The organism is Streptomyces sp. NPDC002676, from assembly GCF_053592455.1.
Window position 1 is genome coordinate 210,391 of sequence record NZ_JBSFVT010000007.1, and the last position, 17,594, is coordinate 227,984.

Sequence of the window (17,594 nt, forward strand, 5' to 3'; positions counted from 1 at the left end):
GCGCTCACCGGGCGTGCGCCCCAGGTGACCGACAGGTGACACCCCTTGACCGGCGGACACCTGGGGCCCACCATCACCGCATGCCACTGAGGGTGACGTTCGTGGCCGCGGCGCGCAGCTCCCCGCGGCTGGCGGAGCGCTTCGAGGACGACCGGCCGCTGGACCAGGCGGGCTGGGACGAGGTGCAGCGCGTCGCCGGGGACCTGCTGCCGCTGGCGGCTGCCGAGCTGCGCTACTGCTCGCCGACCCCGCGCAGCCGGGTCACCGGCGACGTCCTCGGGTATGCCCCGCTGGTCCAACTCGCCCTGCGCGACTGCGACATGGGCCGCTGGCGCGGGCTGACGCTGGGCGAGGCGATGGCCCGCGAGCCCGACGCGGTGGACGCCTGGCTCGCCGATCCGCGCTCCACCCCGCACGGCGGCGAGTCGCTGCTGGCCTTCATCACCCGGGTCGGCGGCTGGCTCGACACGCGGCCGGCGGGGGACGCCGGCCGGATCGTCGCCGTCGCCGAGCCCTCGGTGATACGCGCCGCCCTCGTCTACACCCTGAAGGCCCCGCCCGCGACCTACTGGAACATCGACGTCCGCCCGCTGTCGACGATCACCGTCACGGGCCGCTCGGGCCGCTGGAACCTCCGCCTGGACGGCGTCTCTCAGCCCTCGCGCACGTAGTCCGTGGTGAGCACCAGGTCCTTCGCCGGGCCGCCGACCCGCCACACCGAGCGCCAGTGGTCGGCGTCCAGGGCGGTGAACTCGCCCCGGTAGAGGTCGGCCGCGCACGGGTGCTCGGCGACGTACCGGCCCGTCGTGAGATCCAGCTCGTGGAAGGGCCGCCCGTCCGCGAACCTCACGTCCGCCGTGCCCGGCGTAGTGCCCGGCAGAAAGCACAGCGTCCGGGTCGCGGGGCGCACCACGCCCTGCCAGGTGAAGGTCCCGGACTCCTCGTGCAGCAGCCCGCCGCCGTCGAGCGGGCCGAAGACGGTGACTCCCTCGAAGCCGCCCTCGTCCCCGCCCGCCAGATCCCGCACGCTCCGCTCGACCCGCCACCGCCCGGCGAGGTAGGCCAGCGCGTCAGGCACGGGCCAGAACTCGCCCATCACCGCGCCCTTCCCTCCCGGCGATGCGGACCGTCCGGGGACTCCGTGGGCGACTTGCGCTCCGCCTGCGCCCTGAGCTCCTGGTGCGCGGCATGACCGGTGGCCCGGAAGGCCTCCTCGTAGGCCGCCAGCGCCGCCCCCATGCCGCCGGCGGCTCCCCGGCGTCGGATGGCGCGCGCGAGCCAGGTGAGGAGTCCCAGCGTGAGGGCGAAGAAGCCGAACACGATCAGGTACGGCGGCAGGGCATCCATGGCATAGAGCTTACGATCCGGTGTTCGCCCCTATCTGCCGAAGTACTTCTGAGCTGCACGGACGCCGTCCACGAGGGCGTCGATCTCGGCCAGGGTGTTGTACACGTAGAAGCTCGCCCGGGTGGTCGCCGGGATGTCGTACCGGCGCATGATCGGCCGGGCGCAGTGATGGCCGACGCGGACGGCCACGCCCCGCTCGTCCAGCACCTGCCCGACGTCGTGCGGATGGATGCCGTCGACCGTGAACGAGACCGCCGAGCCCCGGTCGGTGAGCTCGCGCGGGCCGACGATCCGTACCCCGGGCACCTCGGTGAGCAGCTCCAGCGCGCGGGCGGTGAGCGCGTCCTCGTGGGCCGCAACCTCCGCCATACCCAGGGCCTCCAGGTACTCGACCGCTGCCGCGAGCCCCACCGCCTGGGCCGTCATCGGCACGCCCGCCTCGAAGCGCTGCGGCGGCGGCAGGAAGGTGCTGCGGTCCATCTCCACGACCTCGATCATCGAGCCGCCGGTGAGGAACGGCGGCAGGTCCGCGAGGAGTTCCGCGCGACCCCACAGCACGCCGATGCCGTTCGGGCCGAGCATCTTGTGCCCGGAGAAGGCGAGGAAGTCCGCGCCCAGTTCGGTCACGTCGACCGGCCGGTGCGGCACGGACTGGGCGCCGTCCACGACGACGAGCGTGCCGAACTCATGGGCGCGGTCGGCGAGTTCACGCACCGGGTTGATCGTGCCGAGGACGTTGGACTGGTGGGTGAGCGCGAGCACCTTGGTGCGCTCGTCCAGGAGTTCGTCCGTGCGGGTCAGGTCCAGCCGGCCGTCGTCGGTGAGACCGAACCAGTCCAGCGTGGCCCCGGTCCGCTCGGCAAGCTGCTGCCAGGGCACGAGGTTGGCGTGGTGCTCCATCTCGGTGACCACGATCCGGTCGCCGGGCCCGAGCCGGCGGCCGTGGCCCAGGGAGTGGGTGACGAGGTTGATGCCCTCGGTGGTGTTCTTGGTGAAGACCACCTCGTCGTCGGCGGCGCCGATGAACCGGGCGATCGTGTGCCGCGCGTCCTCGTACGCCTCCGTCGCCTCGCCGGCCAGCTGGTGCGCGCCGCGGTGCACGGCCGCGTTCTTCGTCAGGTAGAAGTCCCGCTCGGCGTCGAGGACCCGGAGCGGTTTCTGGGTGGTCGCCCCGGAGTCCAGGTAAACGAGCGGGGCGCCGCTGTCCACCGTGCGTCGCAGGATCGGGAAGTCCTCGCGCAGTGCGTCCACGTCGAAGGCCACGACGTCTCACCTCTCAGCGGTTCTCACGGTTTTTTCGTTGGTTCTCCGTGAGGCACGCTAAGCCTTCCTCACGGAGAACCGCAAGGATTACCATGAGTGCCGTGGATCACGAGGCCCCCGTCTACCTGCACCGGCTCCCGGTCCCGGGAGAGGACCGCTATGTCTCGCTGGCGCTGGTCAACACCCGTTTCGCGGTCAGTCACGGCCCGGTCGACCTGCTCGACGACACCGAGGCCGCGCACCTGTGGCTCGTCCGGCACGAGCTGCTGCCGGACCGGGTGACCTTCAACGGCAGGCAGACCGGCCGGCTGCGCACTCTCCGGGAGGTGCTGCGCGCCCTGTTCGAGGCGCGCGGCGCCGGGCAGCTGCCGCCTGCCGACGCTCTCGACACGCTCAACACCACGCTCGCCGCCGCCCCCTCGACACCCCGCCTCGCCTGGACGGCCGACGGACCCCGGCGCGCCGACGTCCCCGACACCGGCAACCCGGCCGCCGCCGCGCTCTCCCTCGTCGCCGAGGACGCCACCGACCTGCTCACCGGCCCCGACGCCGACCAGCTCACCGAGTGCGCCGCCCAGGGCTGCGCCCGCTGGTTCCTGCGCTCCCACGGCGCCCGCCGCTGGTGCACGACCAAGTGCGGCAACCGGGTTCGGGCGGCCCGTGCGTATGCGGCACGCAAGGGCAGCTGACCCTCCCCCTGTACGGCCCGTACGAGCCGGTACAGGTGTTCCTCGACCCAGCTGATGTGGTTCATTTTCGCCCGGTGAGCCGTCCGGAATCCCGGTCGTCAAGGGGAAAGCGGCGAGTTGAGGCTGTGCAGATCGGCACTTGATCAACTACTCACGTCCCGGGGAGGGGCACCCATGCCCAAGGCGCGCATCGCCAGAGAAGCCCCACGGCTACATTGCATAAACGTGCAGCGATACGTATAGTCATGCCATCAAGAGGAGGGTGGACATGGCGGTACGTGCGGCGGTGGCCGGAGCGAGCGGGTACGCGGGCGGAGAACTTCTGCGCCTGCTCCTCGCGCATCCCGAGGTCGAGATCGGTGCCCTGACCGGAAACTCCAACGCCGGCCGGCGGCTCGGCGCGCTCCAGCCGCACCTGCTGCCACTCGCCGGCCGCGTGCTGGCCGAGACCACGGCCGAGGCCCTCGCCGGGCACGACGTCGTCTTCCTCGCGCTGCCGCACGGCCAGTCCGCCGCCGTCGCCGAGCAGCTCGGCCCGGACGTCCTCGTGGTCGACATGGGCGCCGACTTCCGGCTCACGGACCCGGCCGACTGGGAGACGTTCTACGGTTCCCCGCACGCCGGCACCTGGCCCTACGGCCTCCCCGAACTTCCAGGCGCCCGCGCCGCGCTGGAGGGGTCCAAGCGCATCGCGGTGCCCGGTTGCTACCCGACCGCCGCCACCCTCGCCCTGTTCCCGGCCTACGCCGCCCGGCTCGCCGAGCCGGAGGCCGTGATCGTCGCCGCCTCCGGCACCTCCGGCGCGGGCAAGGCGCCGAAGCCCCACCTGCTGGGCAGCGAGGTCATGGGCTCCATGACGCCGTACGGCGTCGGCGGCAGCCACCGGCACACCCCCGAGATGATCCAGAACCTCAGCGTGGTGGCCGGGCAGCGGATCTCCGTCTCCTTCACGCCGACCCTCGCGCCGATGCCGCGCGGCATCCTCGCCACGTGCAGCGCCAAGGCGGTCGCGGGGGTCACGGAGGAGTCCGTGCGCGCCGCGTACGAGAAGGCCTACGCCGACGAGCCCTTCGTCCACCTGCTCCCCGAGGGGCGGTGGCCCGCGACCGCGTCCGTCTACGGCTCCAACGCCGTACAGGTGCAGGTCGCGTACGACGCCGCGGCCGGCCGCCTCATCGCGATCAGCGCCATCGACAACCTGACCAAGGGCACCGCGGGCGGTGCCGTCCAGAGCATGAACCTCGCCCTCGGACTCGACGAGAGCACCGGGCTTTCCACGATCGGAGTCGCACCGTGAGCGTCACGGCAGCCAAGGGATTCACGGCGGCGGGCATCGCTGCCGGGATCAAGGAGAACGGCAACCCCGACCTGGCCCTCGTGGTCAACGACGGGCCCCGCCGTGCCGCCGCGGGCGTCTTCACCTCCAACCGTGTGAAGGCCGCCCCGGTGCTGTGGTCCGAGCAGGTCCTCAAGAGCGGCCAGGTCACCGCCGTCGTCCTCAACTCCGGCGGCGCCAACGCCTGTACGGGTCCCAAGGGCTTCCAGGACACCCACGCCACCGCCGAGAAGGTCGCCGAGGTCCTCGGCCGGGGCGCCGTCGAGGTCGCCGTCTGCTCCACCGGCCTGATCGGCGTGCTGCTGCCGATGGACAAGGTGCTCAAGGGAGTCGAGACGGCCGCAGCGGCCCTGAGCGAGCACGGCGGCGAGAAGGCCGCCATCGCCATCAAGACCACCGACACCGTCCACAAGACCTCTGTCGTCACCAAGGACGGCTGGACCGTCGGCGGCATGGCCAAGGGCGCCGGCATGCTCGCCCCCGGCCTCGCCACCATGCTGGTCGTCCTCACCACCGACGCCGACCTGGACGGCGAGGTGCTCGACCAGGCGCTGCGCGCGGCCACCAAGGTCACCTTCGACCGGGTCGACTCCGACGGCTGCATGTCCACCAATGACACCGTGCTGCTGCTCTCCTCCGGCTCCTCCGGCATCACCCCCGGGTTCGAGGAGTTCGCCGAGGCCGTGCGGGCCGTCTGCGACGACCTCGGACAGCAGCTCATCCGGGACGCCGAGGGCGCCAGCAAGGACATCAAGGTCGAGGTGATCAACGCCGCGACCGAGGAGGACGCCGTCGAGGTGGGCCGCTCCATCGCCCGCAACAACCTCCTCAAGTGCGCGATCCACGGCGAGGACCCCAACTGGGGCCGTGTCCTGTCCGCCATCGGCACGACGAAGGCCGCCTTCGAGCCCGACCAGCTCAACGTCGCCATCAACGGCGTCTGGGTGTGCAAGAACGGCTCGGTCGGCGAGGACCGCGAGCTGGTGGACATGCGCTACCGCGAGGTGCACATCGTCGCCGACCTCGCCGCGGGCTCCGGGACCGCCACCATCTGGACCAACGACCTCACCGCCGACTACGTCCACGAGAACAGCGCGTATTCGTCATGAGCACTCGTAAGCACACCGCCCTCCCGAAAGCCCAGATCCTCATCGAGGCGCTGCCCTGGCTGACCCGGCACCACGGCAGGACGATCGTCATCAAGTTCGGCGGCAACGCCATGGTGAACGAGGAGCTGAAGGCCGCCTTCGCCCAGGACGTCGTCTTCCTGCGGCACGCCGGCCTCAAGCCGGTCGTCGTGCACGGCGGCGGCCCGCAGATCAGCGCCGCCCTCGACAAGCACGGCATCGTCAGCGAGTTCAAGGCGGGCCTGAGGGTCACCACCGAGGACGCCATGGACGTCGTACGGATGGTGCTGGCCGGACAGGTGCAGCGTGAGCTGGTCGGACTGCTCAACCAGCACGGCCCGCTCGCGGTCGGCCTCACCGGCGAGGACGCGCACACCATCACCGCGACCAGGCACCAGCCCGAGATCGACGGCGAGCCGGTGGACATCGGCCGGGTCGGTGAGATCACGAAGATCGACACGGGCGCGATCGAGGCCCTGCTGGCCGACGGCCGCATCCCGGTCGTGTCGTCGATCGCCCGCTCCCAGGATGACGGACATGTCTACAACGTCAATGCTGATACGGCGGCTGCGGCACTCGCTGCTGCTCTGGGCGCCGAAACCCTCATGGTCCTCACCGACGTCGAGGGCCTCTACGAGGACTGGCCCCACTCCGACGAGGTGATCAGCCGCCTCACCGCTTCCCAGCTGGAGAAGCTGCTGCCGGAGCTGTCCTTGGGCATGGTGCCGAAGATGGAGGGCTGTCTGCACGCCGTGCGCAACGGCGTGAACACCGCCCGCGTCATCGACGGCCGGGTCCAGCACTCGATCCTGCTGGAGATCTTCACCGACGAGGGCATCGGCACCATGGTCGTGCCCGACGAAGCCGAGGGGGAGCAGTCATGACAGGCGTGACGGGCAACCAGGAGCTGACCGCGCGCTGGCAGGGCGCGCTCATGAACAACTACGGCACCCCGCGGCTGCCGCTGGTGCGCGGGGCGGGCGCGAAGCTCTGGGACGCCGACGGCAAGGAGTACCTCGACTTCGTCGGCGGCATCGCGGTCAACGCGCTCGGCCACGCCCACCCGGCCGTCGTCGAGGCCGTCAGCACGCAGATCGCCTCCCTCGGGCACGTCTCCAACCTGTTCATCGCGGAGCCGCCCGTCGCGCTCGCCGAGCGGCTGCTCCAGCTCTTCGGCCGGGACGGCAGGGTCTTCTTCTGCAACTCGGGGGCCGAGGCCAACGAGGGCGCCTTCAAGATCGGCCGGCTGACCGGTCGCACCCACATGGTCGCGACCACCGGCGGCTTCCACGGCCGCACGATGGGTGCCCTCGCCCTGACCGGCCAGCCCGGCAAGCAGGCGCCCTTCCAGCCGCTGCCCGGCGACGTCACCCACGTCCCGTACGGCGACGCGCAGGCACTGGCCGCCGCCGTGACCGAGGAGACGGCCCTCGTCGTCATCGAGCCGATCCAGGGCGAGAACGGCGTCGTCGTGCCGCCGGCCGGCTATCTGAAGGCCGCCCGCGCGATCACCGCCGCCACGGGTGCGCTGCTCGTCCTGGACGAGGTGCAGACCGGCATCGGCCGTACCGGGACCTGGTTCGAGTACCAGGCCCACGAGGGCGTGCTGCCCGACGTCGTCACGCTCGCCAAGGGGCTCGGCGGCGGGCTGCCGCTCGGCGCCACCGTCGCCTTCGGCCGGGCCGCCGAGCTGCTCCGGCCCGGCCACCACGGCACGACCTTCGGCGGCAACCCGGTCGCCTGCGCGGCCGGACTCGCCGTCCTCGACACGATCGCGAACGAGGGGTTGCTCGAGAACGTCAAGCGGCAGAGCGGGGCGTTGCGGGACGGAATCGAAGCGCTGGGCCACCCGTTGATCGACTATGTCCGGGGTGCGGGCCTGCTGCTGGGTATCGTGCTCACCGGGCCGCACGCGCCGCAGGTGCAGCAGGCGGCCCAGGAGGCCGGGTTCCTGGTGAACGCGCCCGCCCCCGACGTCGTACGGCTCATGCCGCCGCTGAACCTGGACGACGACGAGGCAGGCGCCTTGCTCCGGGCGCTGCCCGGCATCCTCGACGCAGCGAACCCAGCGAATGGGGACGGACGATCCGGAGAATGAGACGACGATGAGCGAGGCGCAGGACCACGAGCAGGCGGCGGGTGCGGGACCCGCCGTGCCGCAGACCCGCACCGCACGGCACCGCCGGATCGTGGACATCCTCAACCGGCAGCCGGTGCGGTCGCAGAGCCAGCTGGCGAAGCTGCTCGCCGACGACGGGCTGAACGTCACCCAGGCGACGCTCTCCCGCGACCTCGACGAGCTGAACGCGGTGAAGATCCGCAACACCGACGGCGAACTCATCTACGCGGTGCCGAGCGAGGGCGGTTTCCGTACGCCGCGCGCTCCGCTGGGGGAGTCGGCGAAGGAGGAGCGGATGGGGCGGCTGTCGCAGGAGCTGCTGATCTCCGCGGAGGCCTCCGCCAACCTGGTGGTCCTGCGCACCCCTCCCGGGGCCGCGCAGTTCCTGGCCTCGGCCATCGACCAGGCCGAGCTGCACGACATCCTGGGGACGATCGCCGGTGACGACACGCTGCTGCTGATCAGCCGGAACCCGACGGGCGGGCAGGCCCTGGCGGACCATCTGCTGCGGCTGGCGCAGAACGGTCACTGACCCGCGTGCGGGGCCCGGCCCGGCGGCGGAGAATAGGAATGTGATCTTCCGCTTTGGGCGGGCAATCTCCTGGCGGCGGCCGGCCGTATACAGAGGTGTGTCGGGCTTCCGGTCACCCGTCGGCCGCCTCCCGGACGAAGCACTGCTGTCCGGGCTGGCGACCGGCGATCCGGAGCTCGCCGCCACCTTCGTACGGAGGTTCCAGCACAGGGTCTACGGGGTCGCCATGGCCGTTACCAGGGATCCACAGCTCGCCGAGGACATCGCCCAGCAGACGTTCGAGCGAGCGTGGCGGCATGCCCAGATCTACGACTCGCGCCGCGGTTCGGTGACGACCTGGCTGACGACCATCGCGCACAACCTCGCCATCGACGCCGTCCGCGCACGCCGGACGCAGCCCGTGGCACCCGAGGACCTCGACGCGCTCGTCGGCGTCGTCACCGAGACCCCCGAGCAGTGGGCGCTGGCCGACGAGGCCTCGTCCCAGCTCCGGGCCGCCCTGGCGCGGCTGCCGCGGGAACAGGCCCGTGCGCTGGTGATGGCGGGCATCTACGGCATGACGGCCCAGCAGATCGCCGACACGGAGAACATCCCGCTGGGTACCGCCAAGACGCGGGTCAGGGCGGCCATGGCCAAACTGCGGACCTCGCTCGCGGCTCCGAAGCGAGGCGACCATGTCCGGTGACATGACCTGCGAGAAGCTGCGGGAGATCGGCGCCGAGCTGGCCCTGGGCGTGCTGCCGGGCCGGGAGCGGGCAGAGGCGGTCGCGCATCTGGACGGGTGCGCGGACTGCCGGGAGTACGTCGAGCAGCTGACCCTCGTCGGCGACAGCCTGATCGGCCTGCTGCCGGACAGCGAGCCGCCGGCCGGGTTCGACGCCAGGGTGGCACGCAAGCTGGCGCAGGACGCGACGGCGGAGGCACACCGGCGGGCCCGCACGCCGGGCCTCGCGTACCAGGGCTTCCGCGGCCGTGCCCGCCGGGCCCGGCTGCGGATCGCGGCCGTCGCGTCCGCGTTCGCCATCGCCTGCGGGTTCGCCGGCTGGGGGATCGGCACCGCCGTCCAGGCGATCACGGCCTCGCCCCCGGCCGCCGTCGAGACCGAGCCCGTGGTGGTCGGCGACATGATGCCGGCCGCGGGCGGCAAGCAGCCCGTCGGCGAGGTCTACGCCCACCCGCGCACCGGTCCGGGCGCCCCCGGCTGGGTCTTCGTGTCCGTCGCTCTCACCGGCCCCGCCACCAGGTACACCGGGACGGTCACCTGCTTCCTGGAGCGCTCCGACGGCACAGCCATGCGCCTCGGCGACTTCGCCCTGCGCGACGGACAGGGCAACTGGGGCGTGGCGGCCCCCGTCGATTCCGCGTGGCTCTCCGGCGCCCGCCTGACCTCCCCCGACGGCACCGTCCTCGCCACGGCCCGCCTGGAGCTCGGCCAGGTCGTGACCCCGGCGTAGGGACTCAACGGGGGGTCGCGGCGAGGGCCGCGGTCAGTTCGGCGACCGTCGGCCGGGACGAGGCGTCGGCCCGCAGGCAGCTGTCGACGGCGGCGGCGAGAGCGGGCGGCAGGCGCCGCCGGGAGGCGATCGGCGGGGCGCTGCGCTCCAGCTGCCGGTACCGGCTGTCCGGCGGGTCCGCCTCGTCCGACCCCTCCGCGGTCCCAGCGCAGTCGAACGGCACGTCACCGCAGGCGACTTCGTACAACGTGATGCCGATGCCCCACACGTCGGCGGCTGCCGTGAGCTGTGCGCCGCGGGCCTGTTCCGGAGCGAGGTAGCAGCACGTGCCCACCCCCGCGGGCGCGGGCCCCGGTGGCCGGGCGACGCTGAGGTCCAGCACCTTCGCGTGACCGCGCTCCACCACCACGTTGGACGGCTTGAGGTCCAGGTGCAGCAGACCCCGGCCGTGGAGGTAGTGGACCGCCGAACACAACTGCACACCGAGCAGGGCCACGTCGGCGGCGGCGGGGCGGCGCCGCAAGCGGTGGACGAGGTGGGACAGCGTCTCCCCGGTCAGCGTCTCCAGGACGACGAGCGGCTCGGGCGAGGTGAAGGTCTCGTAGGCGCGGACCAGGTGCGGATGCGTGAACTCCCGCAGCCACCGGCCCTCCCGCAGCAGCCGCTCACCCAGCCACTCCTCGCCCCGGCGGTCCGGACGCACCGCCTTGAGCACGCAGCGGCAGTCCCGTTCCTCGCTCCAGGCGTCGTAGACGTCGAGCCAGCCGGTGCGCGTCAGGTGCGCCAGGACCTCGTAGCCGGGTACCGGTCTCGCGCCCGGCGGCAGGGGCGCCGCCGCGACCGTGGACACACTCATGACAGCACCACCCTCCCCGGGGCCGGTCCGCCCGGGGCGTTCAGCCGGTGCAGCCGGGCGTACGCCCCGTCGCGCCCGAGCAGCTCCGCGTGGGGGCCCTGCTCGACGACCCGGCCGTGGTCGAGGACCACGATGCGCGTGGCGTCCCGGACGGTCAGCAGGTTGTGGGAGATGACGACGGTCGTCCGCCCGGCCATGAGCCGGCGCAGCGGATCCATGATCCGCCGGCCCGAGCCGGCGTCGAGCCCGGTGGTCGGTTCGTCGAGGAGGAGCACGGGCGCGTCCCTGATCATCGCGCGGGCGATCGCCAGACGCTGGCACTGCCCGCCGGAGAGCGTCCGGCCGCGCTGGCCGACCATCGTGTCGTAGCCGTCCGGGAGCCGCTCGATGAACTCGTGCGCGTCCGCGGCACGCGCCGCCGCGACGATGTCCGCCTCCGTGGCCTCGGGCCGGCCGTAGGCGATGTTGTCCCGCACGGTGCCGTGGAAGACGAGCGTCTCCTGGAGCACCACGGCGACGTTCTCCCGTACGTCCGCGAGCCGCAGCTCGCGCAGGTCCGTGCCGTCGAGGCGGACCGCCCCCCGGTCGGGGTCGTAGAAGCGCAACTGGAGCTTCGCGAGTGTCGACTTGCCGGCCCCGCTGGCCCCGACCAGCGCCAGCGTCTCCCCGGGCGCCACGCGGAAGGACACGTCCGACAGCGCCCAGTTCGCCGTACCGGGATAGCGGAACCAGACGCCGTCGAACTCCACGGCACCCCGCGCCCGGCCGATCCTGCGGGCATCCGGGGCCTCGGCCACCTGGGGGCGCTGGTCCAGCAGCTCGATGATCCGCTCGGCCGAGGCGGACGCCGCGTAGAAGGTGGTGCCCAGGTGGGACAGGTCGCGGACCGGGCCGTAGAGCTTGCCGATCAGCGCCAGGAACACCAGCAGCCCGCCCAGCGACAGTTGTCCCTGGGCCAGCTTCCAGGTGCCGAGACCCATCACCGCGAGACCGCCGGACACCTCGATGATCTCGACCACGGGTCCGTACACGGCACGGATCCGCGCCGACGCCATCGCCGCCCGGAACCTGCCGACGCTCTCCCGCTCGAACCGGCGCTCCTCCCACCCCTGCCGGTTGTACGCCTGCACCAGGGCGACGTTGCCCAGCGACTCCTCGGCGATCGCGCTGATCGAACCGCTCAGCCGCCTGCGCTCCCGTGCCGCCTGTTTGATCAGCCGCGAGAAGTGCCGGGCGGCGCCCCAGAACAGGGGCACGATGACCAGGGCGAGCAGGGTCAGGTCCCACCGCAGGTAGAACAGCAGGCCGAGGAAGACGCCCAGGCGGATCACGTAGTACAGGGCGTCCGCCACGCCAGAGAGCAGGAACGTCTCGACCGCGTCCACATCGCCCGTGACCCGCGACAGTACGTCCCCGAGCCGCCGCCGCTCGAAGAAGCCGAGGGACAGTCCCTGCACGTGCCGGAACACATCGGAGCGAAGAGAGAGCAGGAAGCGTTCGCTGACCCAGGTGGACGTCACGTCGTCGGCGAAGCCCAGGATGCCGGAGCAGACGATGAGCCCGAGATAGGCCGGCGCGATCCACAGGAACGGCCGCAGATCCCGGGGGACGAGCACGTCGTCCACGACGATCTTGAAGAGCCAGATCTCCGCCGCGTCCACGGCCGGCCCGAGCACGCTGAACAGGACGACGGGCACGAGCCAGCGCCGTCCGCCGCGCGTGTACGGCCAGAACCGCCGGAACACCTCGCGCGGGCGCACCGCGGGTGCGGCGGCGACCACGGCGTCGGAGGACTCGCCCACCGACAGCAGACGTCGCAGGACCTGCACCATGGCATGCGTTCCTCGGGGATCGGCGAAGCGGACCGGATCCCCCGGACTCCGGTCCGCTCAGCCCTCCATGGGATCAGTAACCGCCGTGTCCGTGTCCGTGGCCATGTCCGTGGCTGTGCCCGTGACCGTGGCCGTGGCCGTGGCGGCCGTTGTGGTCGTGGTCGCCGTGGTCGTGCCCATGCCGACCGTCGTCGTCGCGCGAGGAGTCCCTCTCGTCGTCGTGGCGCATGGCGGGCATGAGGCGGCTGAAGATAGCCATATGCGTGCCTCCTGAAACTTGCTTCCCCTGGGATACGTCTCAGGGCGGAAGTCGGATGGCGGTTCGGGCAAAAAAGCCGTTCTCAGCCGAGCCGGGCCGCCAGCCCGCCGGTGCAGCGGACCTCGTCGCCCGCGGTGATCAGCAGCGCTTCGGTGTCCGGCAGCGACTCCAGCCACGCCAGTCCCGCCCGCGAACCCATCGCGAACGCCGCCGTCGCCCAGCAGTCCACCCAGGTCAGGCGGGGGCCCACGACCGTCACCGCCAGCAGGTCGGTGACGGCGGGCCTGCCGGTGCGCGGGTCCACGATGTGATCGCCGCGCTCGGCCGTACCGGAGGTCGCCACCGCCAGTTCCGGGACTCCGGCAGCCGAGATCACCGCCGCGAGACCACCCGGCCGCAGCGGGTCCGACACCCCGATCCGCCAGGCCCGGTGCGGCTCGGGCACGCCGAGGAGCTGAACGTCCCCGCCGCCGTTCACGCTGACCCCGCACACACCGTCCACCGCGGCCAGCAGCCGCGCGGCCCGCTCGGCCGCCCAGCCCTTGACGATGCCGGTGGGATCCAGTCCGCCCCGGTACCGGGTGCTGAACCAGCCCTCGCTCACCCGCTCCGCCTCGGCCGCCAGCTCCAGCACCTCGGCCAGCTCGGGGGCGCACCCGGCCTGCGTCAGCTCGCCGCGCGCCAGCCGGGACACCTCGCTGTCCTCGCGGTACGTGCTGAAGACGGCGTCCGCCCGGTGCAGCCCCGCGACCGCCTCCCGCAGGGCCGCCCGCACCGCACCGGGTTCGCCGCCGCGGACGTCGAAGGAGAAGACGGTCCCCATGACCTCCTCCGCGTGGCGCAACGCGGCCTCAGCCACCGGCCCGGTCCAGAGCCGACTGCAGCGACTGTCTGTAGCCGGTGCTGGTGTAGGTCGCTCCGGACACCGTGTCGATCCGCGCGCTCTGCGCCGCCACGGCCTCCTGGTTGAGTTTCGGGATCGCCATCGCCGTCTTCTGGTCGCTCAGCCCGCCCCTGGGCGCCTGTACCGCCTCCGCTTTGACGATCTTCCCGCCGCTCACCGTGATCCGCACCTGGACCGGCCCCTTCTGGGTCTGGGCCACGCTTCCGGTGAACGTACGCCCCTGCTGACCGCTCTGCTGACCGCCCTGCTGCGCCTGGCTCTGGCCCGCGACCGACGCGTTCGCCGGGTCCGGCGCGGGTTTTTGCGAGGCGGGCTTCAGCGACAGGAGCAGGACGACACCGGACACGGTCGCCGCCGTGGCCAGCATGACCCGCCGTACGGGATGGCTCTTCCTCATCGCGTGGCAGCTCCGCTCACAGCTCGAACGACTCGTGGTGGATGCGGCGCGCGGGAACCCCCGCGCCGCGCAGGGCCTCGTACACGGACCGCGCGAACCCGGGCGGGCCGCACAGGAAGACGTCGTGCCGGTCGATGTCCGGGATCTTCCGCTCCAGGTTCTGCGCGGAGATGTCCGGACGTTCGCCGTCCGGGCTGTTGACCGCGTACATCAGCCGGGCGCCCCGCTCCCCGGCGATCGCGGCCAGCTCGTCCCACAGCGCCAGATCGTCGGTGCTGTCGGCCCGGTAGAGCAGGGTGAGGTCACCGGCCGCCCCGGGGAGCGTCTCGAACAGCGCCCGCATCGGCGTGATGCCCACCCCGCCCGCGACCAGCAGCACCTTGCCCCGGCTGCGCCGCTGCGCGGTGAGCGCCCCGTACGGGCCCTCGGCCCACACCTTGGTGCCGGGGCGCAGCTCGCGCAGCCGGGCGCTGTGATTGCCGAGCGCCTTCACGGTGATCCGCAGCATGCCGGGGCGGGGAGCCGCGGAGAGGGAGTACGGGTGCGAGCTGAACCGCAGCCCGGGTGCGAGGAACCGCCAGCGGAAGAACTGGCCCGCCTCCGCGCCCATCCGGTGCAGCTTCCGCCCACCGATCAGCACCGACACGACACCCGGCGCCTCCTCGACGACGGCCTCCACGCGCAGCCGGTGCCGCAGGTTCAGCCGGACGGGAGTGAGGATCCGGTACCAGACCAGCAGCGCGGTGACCGTGCCGTACAGGCCGTACCAGAAGGTCCTGGCCACGGGCTCGACCGCGAACTCGTTGCCGTTGCTGATCTGGTGCCAGAACGTCAGGAACACCGCCGCGTACATCAGCAGGTGGACGTGGTACCAGAGGTCGTACGGCAGCCTGCGGCGGATCCCGCTGATCGACATCAGTCCGATCACCAGGAACAGGGACGCGCCGACGGCTGCCTTGCCCATGTCCGGCAGGTCGTTGATGGAGTCGATGGTCTGCTGCACGATGTCGCCGAGCGACCGGCCCGCCTGGAGTGCGTACCCCCACATGGTGAGGAAGACGTGGGCGAGGATCAGGCAGAGCGTGTATCGGCCGCTCATCGCGTGCCAGCGGGCCACCCGGTCGGAGCCGACGCGCCGCTCCAGCGCCGGGACGCGCGCCATCTGGAGCACGACCAGTGCCATCAGATAGCCGGCCAGCAGTCCGGTGATCCGGCCCGCGTTCAGGACTCTGGCGTCGTCGTCCGCGATGGACGGCGTGGTGTGCCACCACAGCCCCAGCACCGCCGCCCCACCGGCTCCGACGGCGAGGAGCAGCGGGACGGCCGGGGAGCGGCGTGGGCGGATGCGGCGCATCGTCTGCCGGCGGGCTGCGCGTCCGCCTGCGAGCGTGGTGGTCACGGTTCCTCCGTGGGGACTTGACCCTCGGCCCACAGATACGTGCCGCGTCCGCCGACCGTTCAGAGCCCCGCGGAGTCGAGCGCGGACTGGAGCGACTGGCGGTAGCCGTCACTGGTGTACGTCGCTCCCGACACCGTGTCGATCTGCGCGCTCTGGGCAGCCAGCGCCTCACGCCGCAGCTGGGGCAGGGCGCGGCTGTTGATCTCCTGGTCGCGCGGGTTGCCCTGCGGGTAGCTGACGGCGGCGACGTCGGTGAGCCTGCCGCCCTTGACCGTGACCCGCACCTGCACCGGGCCCCAGCGGGTCTGGACGGTGTCCCCGGTGGCCGTCCTGGCCGCAGAGGTGGTGGCTCCGCCACGGGGCGCGGAGCTGCTTCGGCTGCTGGGACTGCGGGCGCTGCTGGGGCTGCTCGAACGGCCCGGGCTGCTGGAACCGCTGGGACCGCTAGGACTGCTGGGGCTGCTCGAACCGCTCGCGCTGCTGGGGCTGCTCGACCGCGTGGGCGGCTTGGTGCTCGCCGCCACCACCGTGGGAGTGGTGTGCGGCTTCAGCGACAGCAGAAGCACCATCCCGGAGACGGTGGCCGCACTCGCCAGCACGATGCGGCGCAATGGACGGTTCTTCTTCAACGCGTGCACGGGCATCGCCTCACAGCTCGAACGACTCGTGGTGGATGCGGCGGTCCGGCACCCCGGCCGTCCGCAGCGCTGCGTACACGTCCTGGGCGAAGCCGTGCGGGCCGCAGATGTAGACGTCGTGGCCGCCCAGTCCGGGGAAGGTCGCGCGCAGCGCCTCCGCGGTGATGGCGGGGCGCTCGCCTCCGGGTCCGTTGAGCGCGTACAGCACCTGGGCGCCCCGCCGGCGGGCGATCGCCTCCAGCTCGCCGCCCAGCGCCAGGTCCTCGGCGGTGCGTGCCCGGTACAGCAGGGTGACCTCGCCGGGCAGGGTCTCGAACAGGGCCCGCAGCGGGGTGACGCCGACGCCCGCCGCGATCAGCAGGGCCCGGTGGCTGGTGGCCCGGTCGGCGGTCAGCGAGCCGTACGGGCCCTCGGCCCACACCCTGGTGCCCGGCCGCAGCAGCGCGACGGCCGCGCTGTGGTCGCCGAGCGCCTTCACGGTGATCCGCAGCAGGCCGGGGCGCGCCGGCGCCGACAGCGAGTACGGCGTCGACGTCCAGCCCAGGCCCTCGCCGAGGAACCGCCAGCGGAAGAACTGCCCCGGCCGCGCCCCCAGTTCGTCGAGCCGCCGTCCGCCCATCACGACCGAGTACACGCCGGGCGCCTCCCTGTGCACCGAGTCCACGCGCAGCCGGTGCCGCAGGTTGAGCCGCACGGGGGCGAGGACGCGGTACCAGAGCACCAGTGCCGCGACGCCCAGGTAGAGCACGTACCAGGCGGCGGTGGCCACCGGCCTGCCGCTGAACTGCTCACCCAGGGCCAGCTGGTGCCCGAAGGCCAGGAAGACGGCCGCGTACGTGAGCAGGTGGACGTAGTACCAGAACTCGTACCGGGTGCGGCGGCGCGCGGCCCGCGCCGAGGTGAGGCCGACCGCGAAGAGGATCACCGTGGCGGCGGTGGCCTTGAGCATCTCCGGGTAGTCCAGGACGACGGTCACCGTCTCGTGCCACAGCGAGGCCCGGTCCTGGGCGGCGTACCCGGTGAGGACCAGTCCGACGTGCACGGCGAGCAGGCAGACGGTGTACCGGCCCGCCATGGCGTGCCAGCGGGCCACCCGGTCGGAGCCGATGCGCACCTCCAGCAGCGGGACCCGCGCCATCAGGCCGACCACCACCGCGCAGGCGTAGCCGCACAGCAGTCCGGCGATCCGCCCGGCCCCGGTCAGCCAGCCCGCCGCACCGACCACGGAGCCCGTGTCCGCCCACCACATCGCGACCACGGCCGCGGCCCCGGCCCACAGCAGAGCCAGTACCGGCCCGGCCGGGGAGCACGTGCCGGTGAGGGGGAGGAGCGGGGCGGCCCGCCGTGCGTGCAGGGTGGTCATGAGTGCCATCCTTCGTTCGTCGTGCCAGGCCACTGTGCGTGCCGAAGCTCTGAGGGACCTATGAGCGGGGTCACTCAGA

19 protein-coding genes and 1 pseudogene are annotated in these 17,594 nt (G+C 72.4%); 9 read left to right on the forward strand and 11 right to left on the reverse strand.

Going from position 1 to position 17,594, the window contains the following annotated elements; all coding sequences use genetic code 11:
* Positions 1–80 precede the first annotated feature (80 nt).
* Positions 81–671 (forward strand): histidine phosphatase family protein, encoded by a 591-nt coding sequence (locus ACWD3E_RS21660; protein WP_451389170.1) that lies wholly within the window; start codon positions 81–83, stop codon positions 669–671.
* Here ACWD3E_RS21660 and ACWD3E_RS21665 read toward each other — a convergent pair.
* From ACWD3E_RS21665 to ACWD3E_RS21675, 3 genes are read right to left on the reverse strand one after another with little or no spacing between them, the layout of a single operon-like run.
* On the reverse strand, positions 653–1,096 hold the full coding sequence (locus ACWD3E_RS21665) for a DUF6314 family protein (protein WP_451389171.1): 444 nt from the start codon (positions 1,094–1,096) through the stop codon (positions 653–655). The genes ACWD3E_RS21660 and ACWD3E_RS21665 overlap by 19 nt on opposite strands.
* Positions 1,096–1,347: a hypothetical protein gene (locus tag ACWD3E_RS21670; protein WP_451389172.1), complete on the reverse strand. Its 252-nt coding sequence runs from the start codon at positions 1,345–1,347 to the stop codon at positions 1,096–1,098. The genes ACWD3E_RS21665 and ACWD3E_RS21670 overlap by 1 nt, the downstream gene beginning before the upstream one ends.
* A 30-nt stretch (positions 1,348–1,377) precedes the next feature.
* Positions 1,378–2,610: a cysteine desulfurase gene (locus tag ACWD3E_RS21675; protein ID WP_451389173.1), complete on the reverse strand. Its 1,233-nt coding sequence runs from the start codon at positions 2,608–2,610 to the stop codon at positions 1,378–1,380.
* 92 nt (positions 2,611–2,702) lie between these two features.
* On the opposite strand from ACWD3E_RS21675, the gene ACWD3E_RS21680 reads away from it, so the two are divergent.
* From ACWD3E_RS21680 to ACWD3E_RS21715, 8 genes are all read left to right on the forward strand, one after another.
* Positions 2,703–3,299: an ABATE domain-containing protein gene (locus tag ACWD3E_RS21680; protein ID WP_451389174.1), complete on the forward strand. Its 597-nt coding sequence runs from the start codon at positions 2,703–2,705 to the stop codon at positions 3,297–3,299.
* A gap of 268 nt (positions 3,300–3,567) precedes the next feature.
* Positions 3,568–4,596 carry an N-acetyl-gamma-glutamyl-phosphate reductase gene (argC, locus tag ACWD3E_RS21685; protein WP_451389175.1) on the forward strand — a complete coding sequence of 343 codons (1,029 nt, stop codon included), beginning with the start codon at positions 3,568–3,570 and terminating at the stop codon, positions 4,594–4,596.
* On the forward strand, positions 4,593–5,744 hold the full coding sequence (gene argJ / locus ACWD3E_RS21690) for a bifunctional glutamate N-acetyltransferase/amino-acid acetyltransferase ArgJ (protein WP_451389176.1): 1,152 nt from the start codon (positions 4,593–4,595) through the stop codon (positions 5,742–5,744). Before argC ends, argJ begins: the two co-directional genes overlap by 4 nt.
* Positions 5,741–6,646 carry an acetylglutamate kinase gene (argB, locus tag ACWD3E_RS21695; protein ID WP_451389177.1) on the forward strand — a complete coding sequence of 302 codons (906 nt, stop codon included), beginning with the start codon at positions 5,741–5,743 and terminating at the stop codon, positions 6,644–6,646. The genes argJ and argB overlap by 4 nt, the downstream gene beginning before the upstream one ends.
* Entirely contained in the window at positions 6,643–7,860 is a 1,218-nt protein-coding gene (locus tag ACWD3E_RS21700) for an acetylornithine transaminase (protein WP_451389178.1), read from the forward strand. Before argB ends, ACWD3E_RS21700 begins: the two co-directional genes overlap by 4 nt.
* A 7-nt stretch (positions 7,861–7,867) precedes the next feature.
* Positions 7,868–8,413 (forward strand): arginine repressor, encoded by a 546-nt coding sequence (locus tag ACWD3E_RS21705; protein ID WP_451389179.1) that lies wholly within the window; start codon positions 7,868–7,870, stop codon positions 8,411–8,413.
* A gap of 97 nt (positions 8,414–8,510) precedes the next feature.
* On the forward strand, positions 8,511–9,098 hold the full coding sequence (locus ACWD3E_RS21710) for an RNA polymerase sigma factor (RefSeq protein ID WP_451389371.1): 588 nt from the start codon (positions 8,511–8,513) through the stop codon (positions 9,096–9,098).
* A complete protein-coding gene (locus ACWD3E_RS21715; protein WP_451389180.1) occupies positions 9,088–9,867 on the forward strand; it encodes an anti-sigma factor family protein in 780 nt (259 codons plus the stop codon). The genes ACWD3E_RS21710 and ACWD3E_RS21715 overlap by 11 nt, the downstream gene beginning before the upstream one ends.
* Positions 9,868–9,871: 4 nt before the next feature.
* On the opposite strand, the gene ACWD3E_RS21720 is transcribed toward ACWD3E_RS21715, so the two are convergent.
* From ACWD3E_RS21720 to ACWD3E_RS21755, 8 genes and pseudogenes are all read right to left on the reverse strand, one after another.
* Positions 9,872–10,723, reverse strand: coding sequence for a serine/threonine-protein kinase (locus ACWD3E_RS21720; protein ID WP_451389181.1), 852 nt, complete (start codon positions 10,721–10,723; stop codon positions 9,872–9,874).
* Entirely contained in the window at positions 10,720–12,555 is a 1,836-nt protein-coding gene (locus tag ACWD3E_RS21725) for an ABC transporter ATP-binding protein (RefSeq protein WP_451389182.1), read from the reverse strand. The genes ACWD3E_RS21720 and ACWD3E_RS21725 overlap by 4 nt, the downstream gene beginning before the upstream one ends.
* Positions 12,556–12,628: 73 nt before the next feature.
* Positions 12,629–12,814, reverse strand: a complete 186-nt coding sequence (locus ACWD3E_RS21730; RefSeq protein ID WP_451389183.1) for a hypothetical protein — start codon at positions 12,812–12,814, stop codon at positions 12,629–12,631.
* Positions 12,815–12,896: 82 nt separating this feature from the next.
* Positions 12,897–13,637, reverse strand: a complete 741-nt coding sequence (locus tag ACWD3E_RS21735; protein ID WP_451389184.1) for an FAD:protein FMN transferase — start codon at positions 13,635–13,637, stop codon at positions 12,897–12,899.
* Between the two features lie 37 nt (positions 13,638–13,674).
* Positions 13,675–14,115: pseudogene (locus tag ACWD3E_RS21740) on the reverse strand (FMN-binding protein); the annotation flags it as partial.
* Positions 14,116–14,131: 16 nt separating this feature from the next.
* Positions 14,132–15,514 (reverse strand): ferredoxin reductase family protein, encoded by a 1,383-nt coding sequence (locus tag ACWD3E_RS21745; RefSeq protein ID WP_451389185.1) that lies wholly within the window; start codon positions 15,512–15,514, stop codon positions 14,132–14,134.
* Between the two features lie 59 nt (positions 15,515–15,573).
* Entirely contained in the window at positions 15,574–16,152 is a 579-nt protein-coding gene (locus ACWD3E_RS21750) for an FMN-binding protein (RefSeq protein ID WP_451389372.1), read from the reverse strand.
* Positions 16,153–16,162: 10 nt separating this feature from the next.
* Positions 16,163–17,515, reverse strand: coding sequence for a ferredoxin reductase family protein (locus ACWD3E_RS21755; RefSeq protein ID WP_451389186.1), 1,353 nt, complete (start codon positions 17,513–17,515; stop codon positions 16,163–16,165).
* Positions 17,516–17,594 lie beyond the last annotated feature (79 nt).

Bases quoted from the DNA above. Each gene is read 5' to 3' on its own strand.
- ACWD3E_RS21735 (WP_451389184.1), bottom strand. From the start codon at position 13,637: ATGGGGACCGTCTTCTCCTTCGACGTCCGCGGCGGCGAACCCGGTGCG.
- argB (WP_451389177.1), top strand. From the start codon at position 5,741: ATGAGCACTCGTAAGCACACCGCCCTCCCGAAAGCCCAGATCCTCATC.
- ACWD3E_RS21680 (WP_451389174.1), top strand. From the start codon at position 2,703: ATGAGTGCCGTGGATCACGAGGCCCCCGTCTACCTGCACCGGCTCCCG.
- ACWD3E_RS21715 (WP_451389180.1), top strand. From the start codon at position 9,088: ATGTCCGGTGACATGACCTGCGAGAAGCTGCGGGAGATCGGCGCCGAG.
- ACWD3E_RS21700 (WP_451389178.1), top strand. From the start codon at position 6,643: ATGACAGGCGTGACGGGCAACCAGGAGCTGACCGCGCGCTGGCAGGGC.
- ACWD3E_RS21670 (WP_451389172.1), bottom strand. From the start codon at position 1,347: ATGGATGCCCTGCCGCCGTACCTGATCGTGTTCGGCTTCTTCGCCCTC.
- ACWD3E_RS21665 (WP_451389171.1), bottom strand. From the start codon at position 1,096: ATGGGCGAGTTCTGGCCCGTGCCTGACGCGCTGGCCTACCTCGCCGGG.
- ACWD3E_RS21755 (WP_451389186.1), bottom strand. From the start codon at position 17,515: ATGACCACCCTGCACGCACGGCGGGCCGCCCCGCTCCTCCCCCTCACC.
- ACWD3E_RS21730 (WP_451389183.1), bottom strand. From the start codon at position 12,814: ATGGCTATCTTCAGCCGCCTCATGCCCGCCATGCGCCACGACGACGAG.
- ACWD3E_RS21720 (WP_451389181.1), bottom strand. From the start codon at position 10,723: ATGAGTGTGTCCACGGTCGCGGCGGCGCCCCTGCCGCCGGGCGCGAGA.
- ACWD3E_RS21660 (WP_451389170.1), top strand. From the start codon at position 81: ATGCCACTGAGGGTGACGTTCGTGGCCGCGGCGCGCAGCTCCCCGCGG.
- argC (WP_451389175.1), top strand. From the start codon at position 3,568: ATGGCGGTACGTGCGGCGGTGGCCGGAGCGAGCGGGTACGCGGGCGGA.
- ACWD3E_RS21705 (WP_451389179.1), top strand. From the start codon at position 7,868: ATGAGCGAGGCGCAGGACCACGAGCAGGCGGCGGGTGCGGGACCCGCC.
- ACWD3E_RS21725 (WP_451389182.1), bottom strand. From the start codon at position 12,555: ATGGTGCAGGTCCTGCGACGTCTGCTGTCGGTGGGCGAGTCCTCCGAC.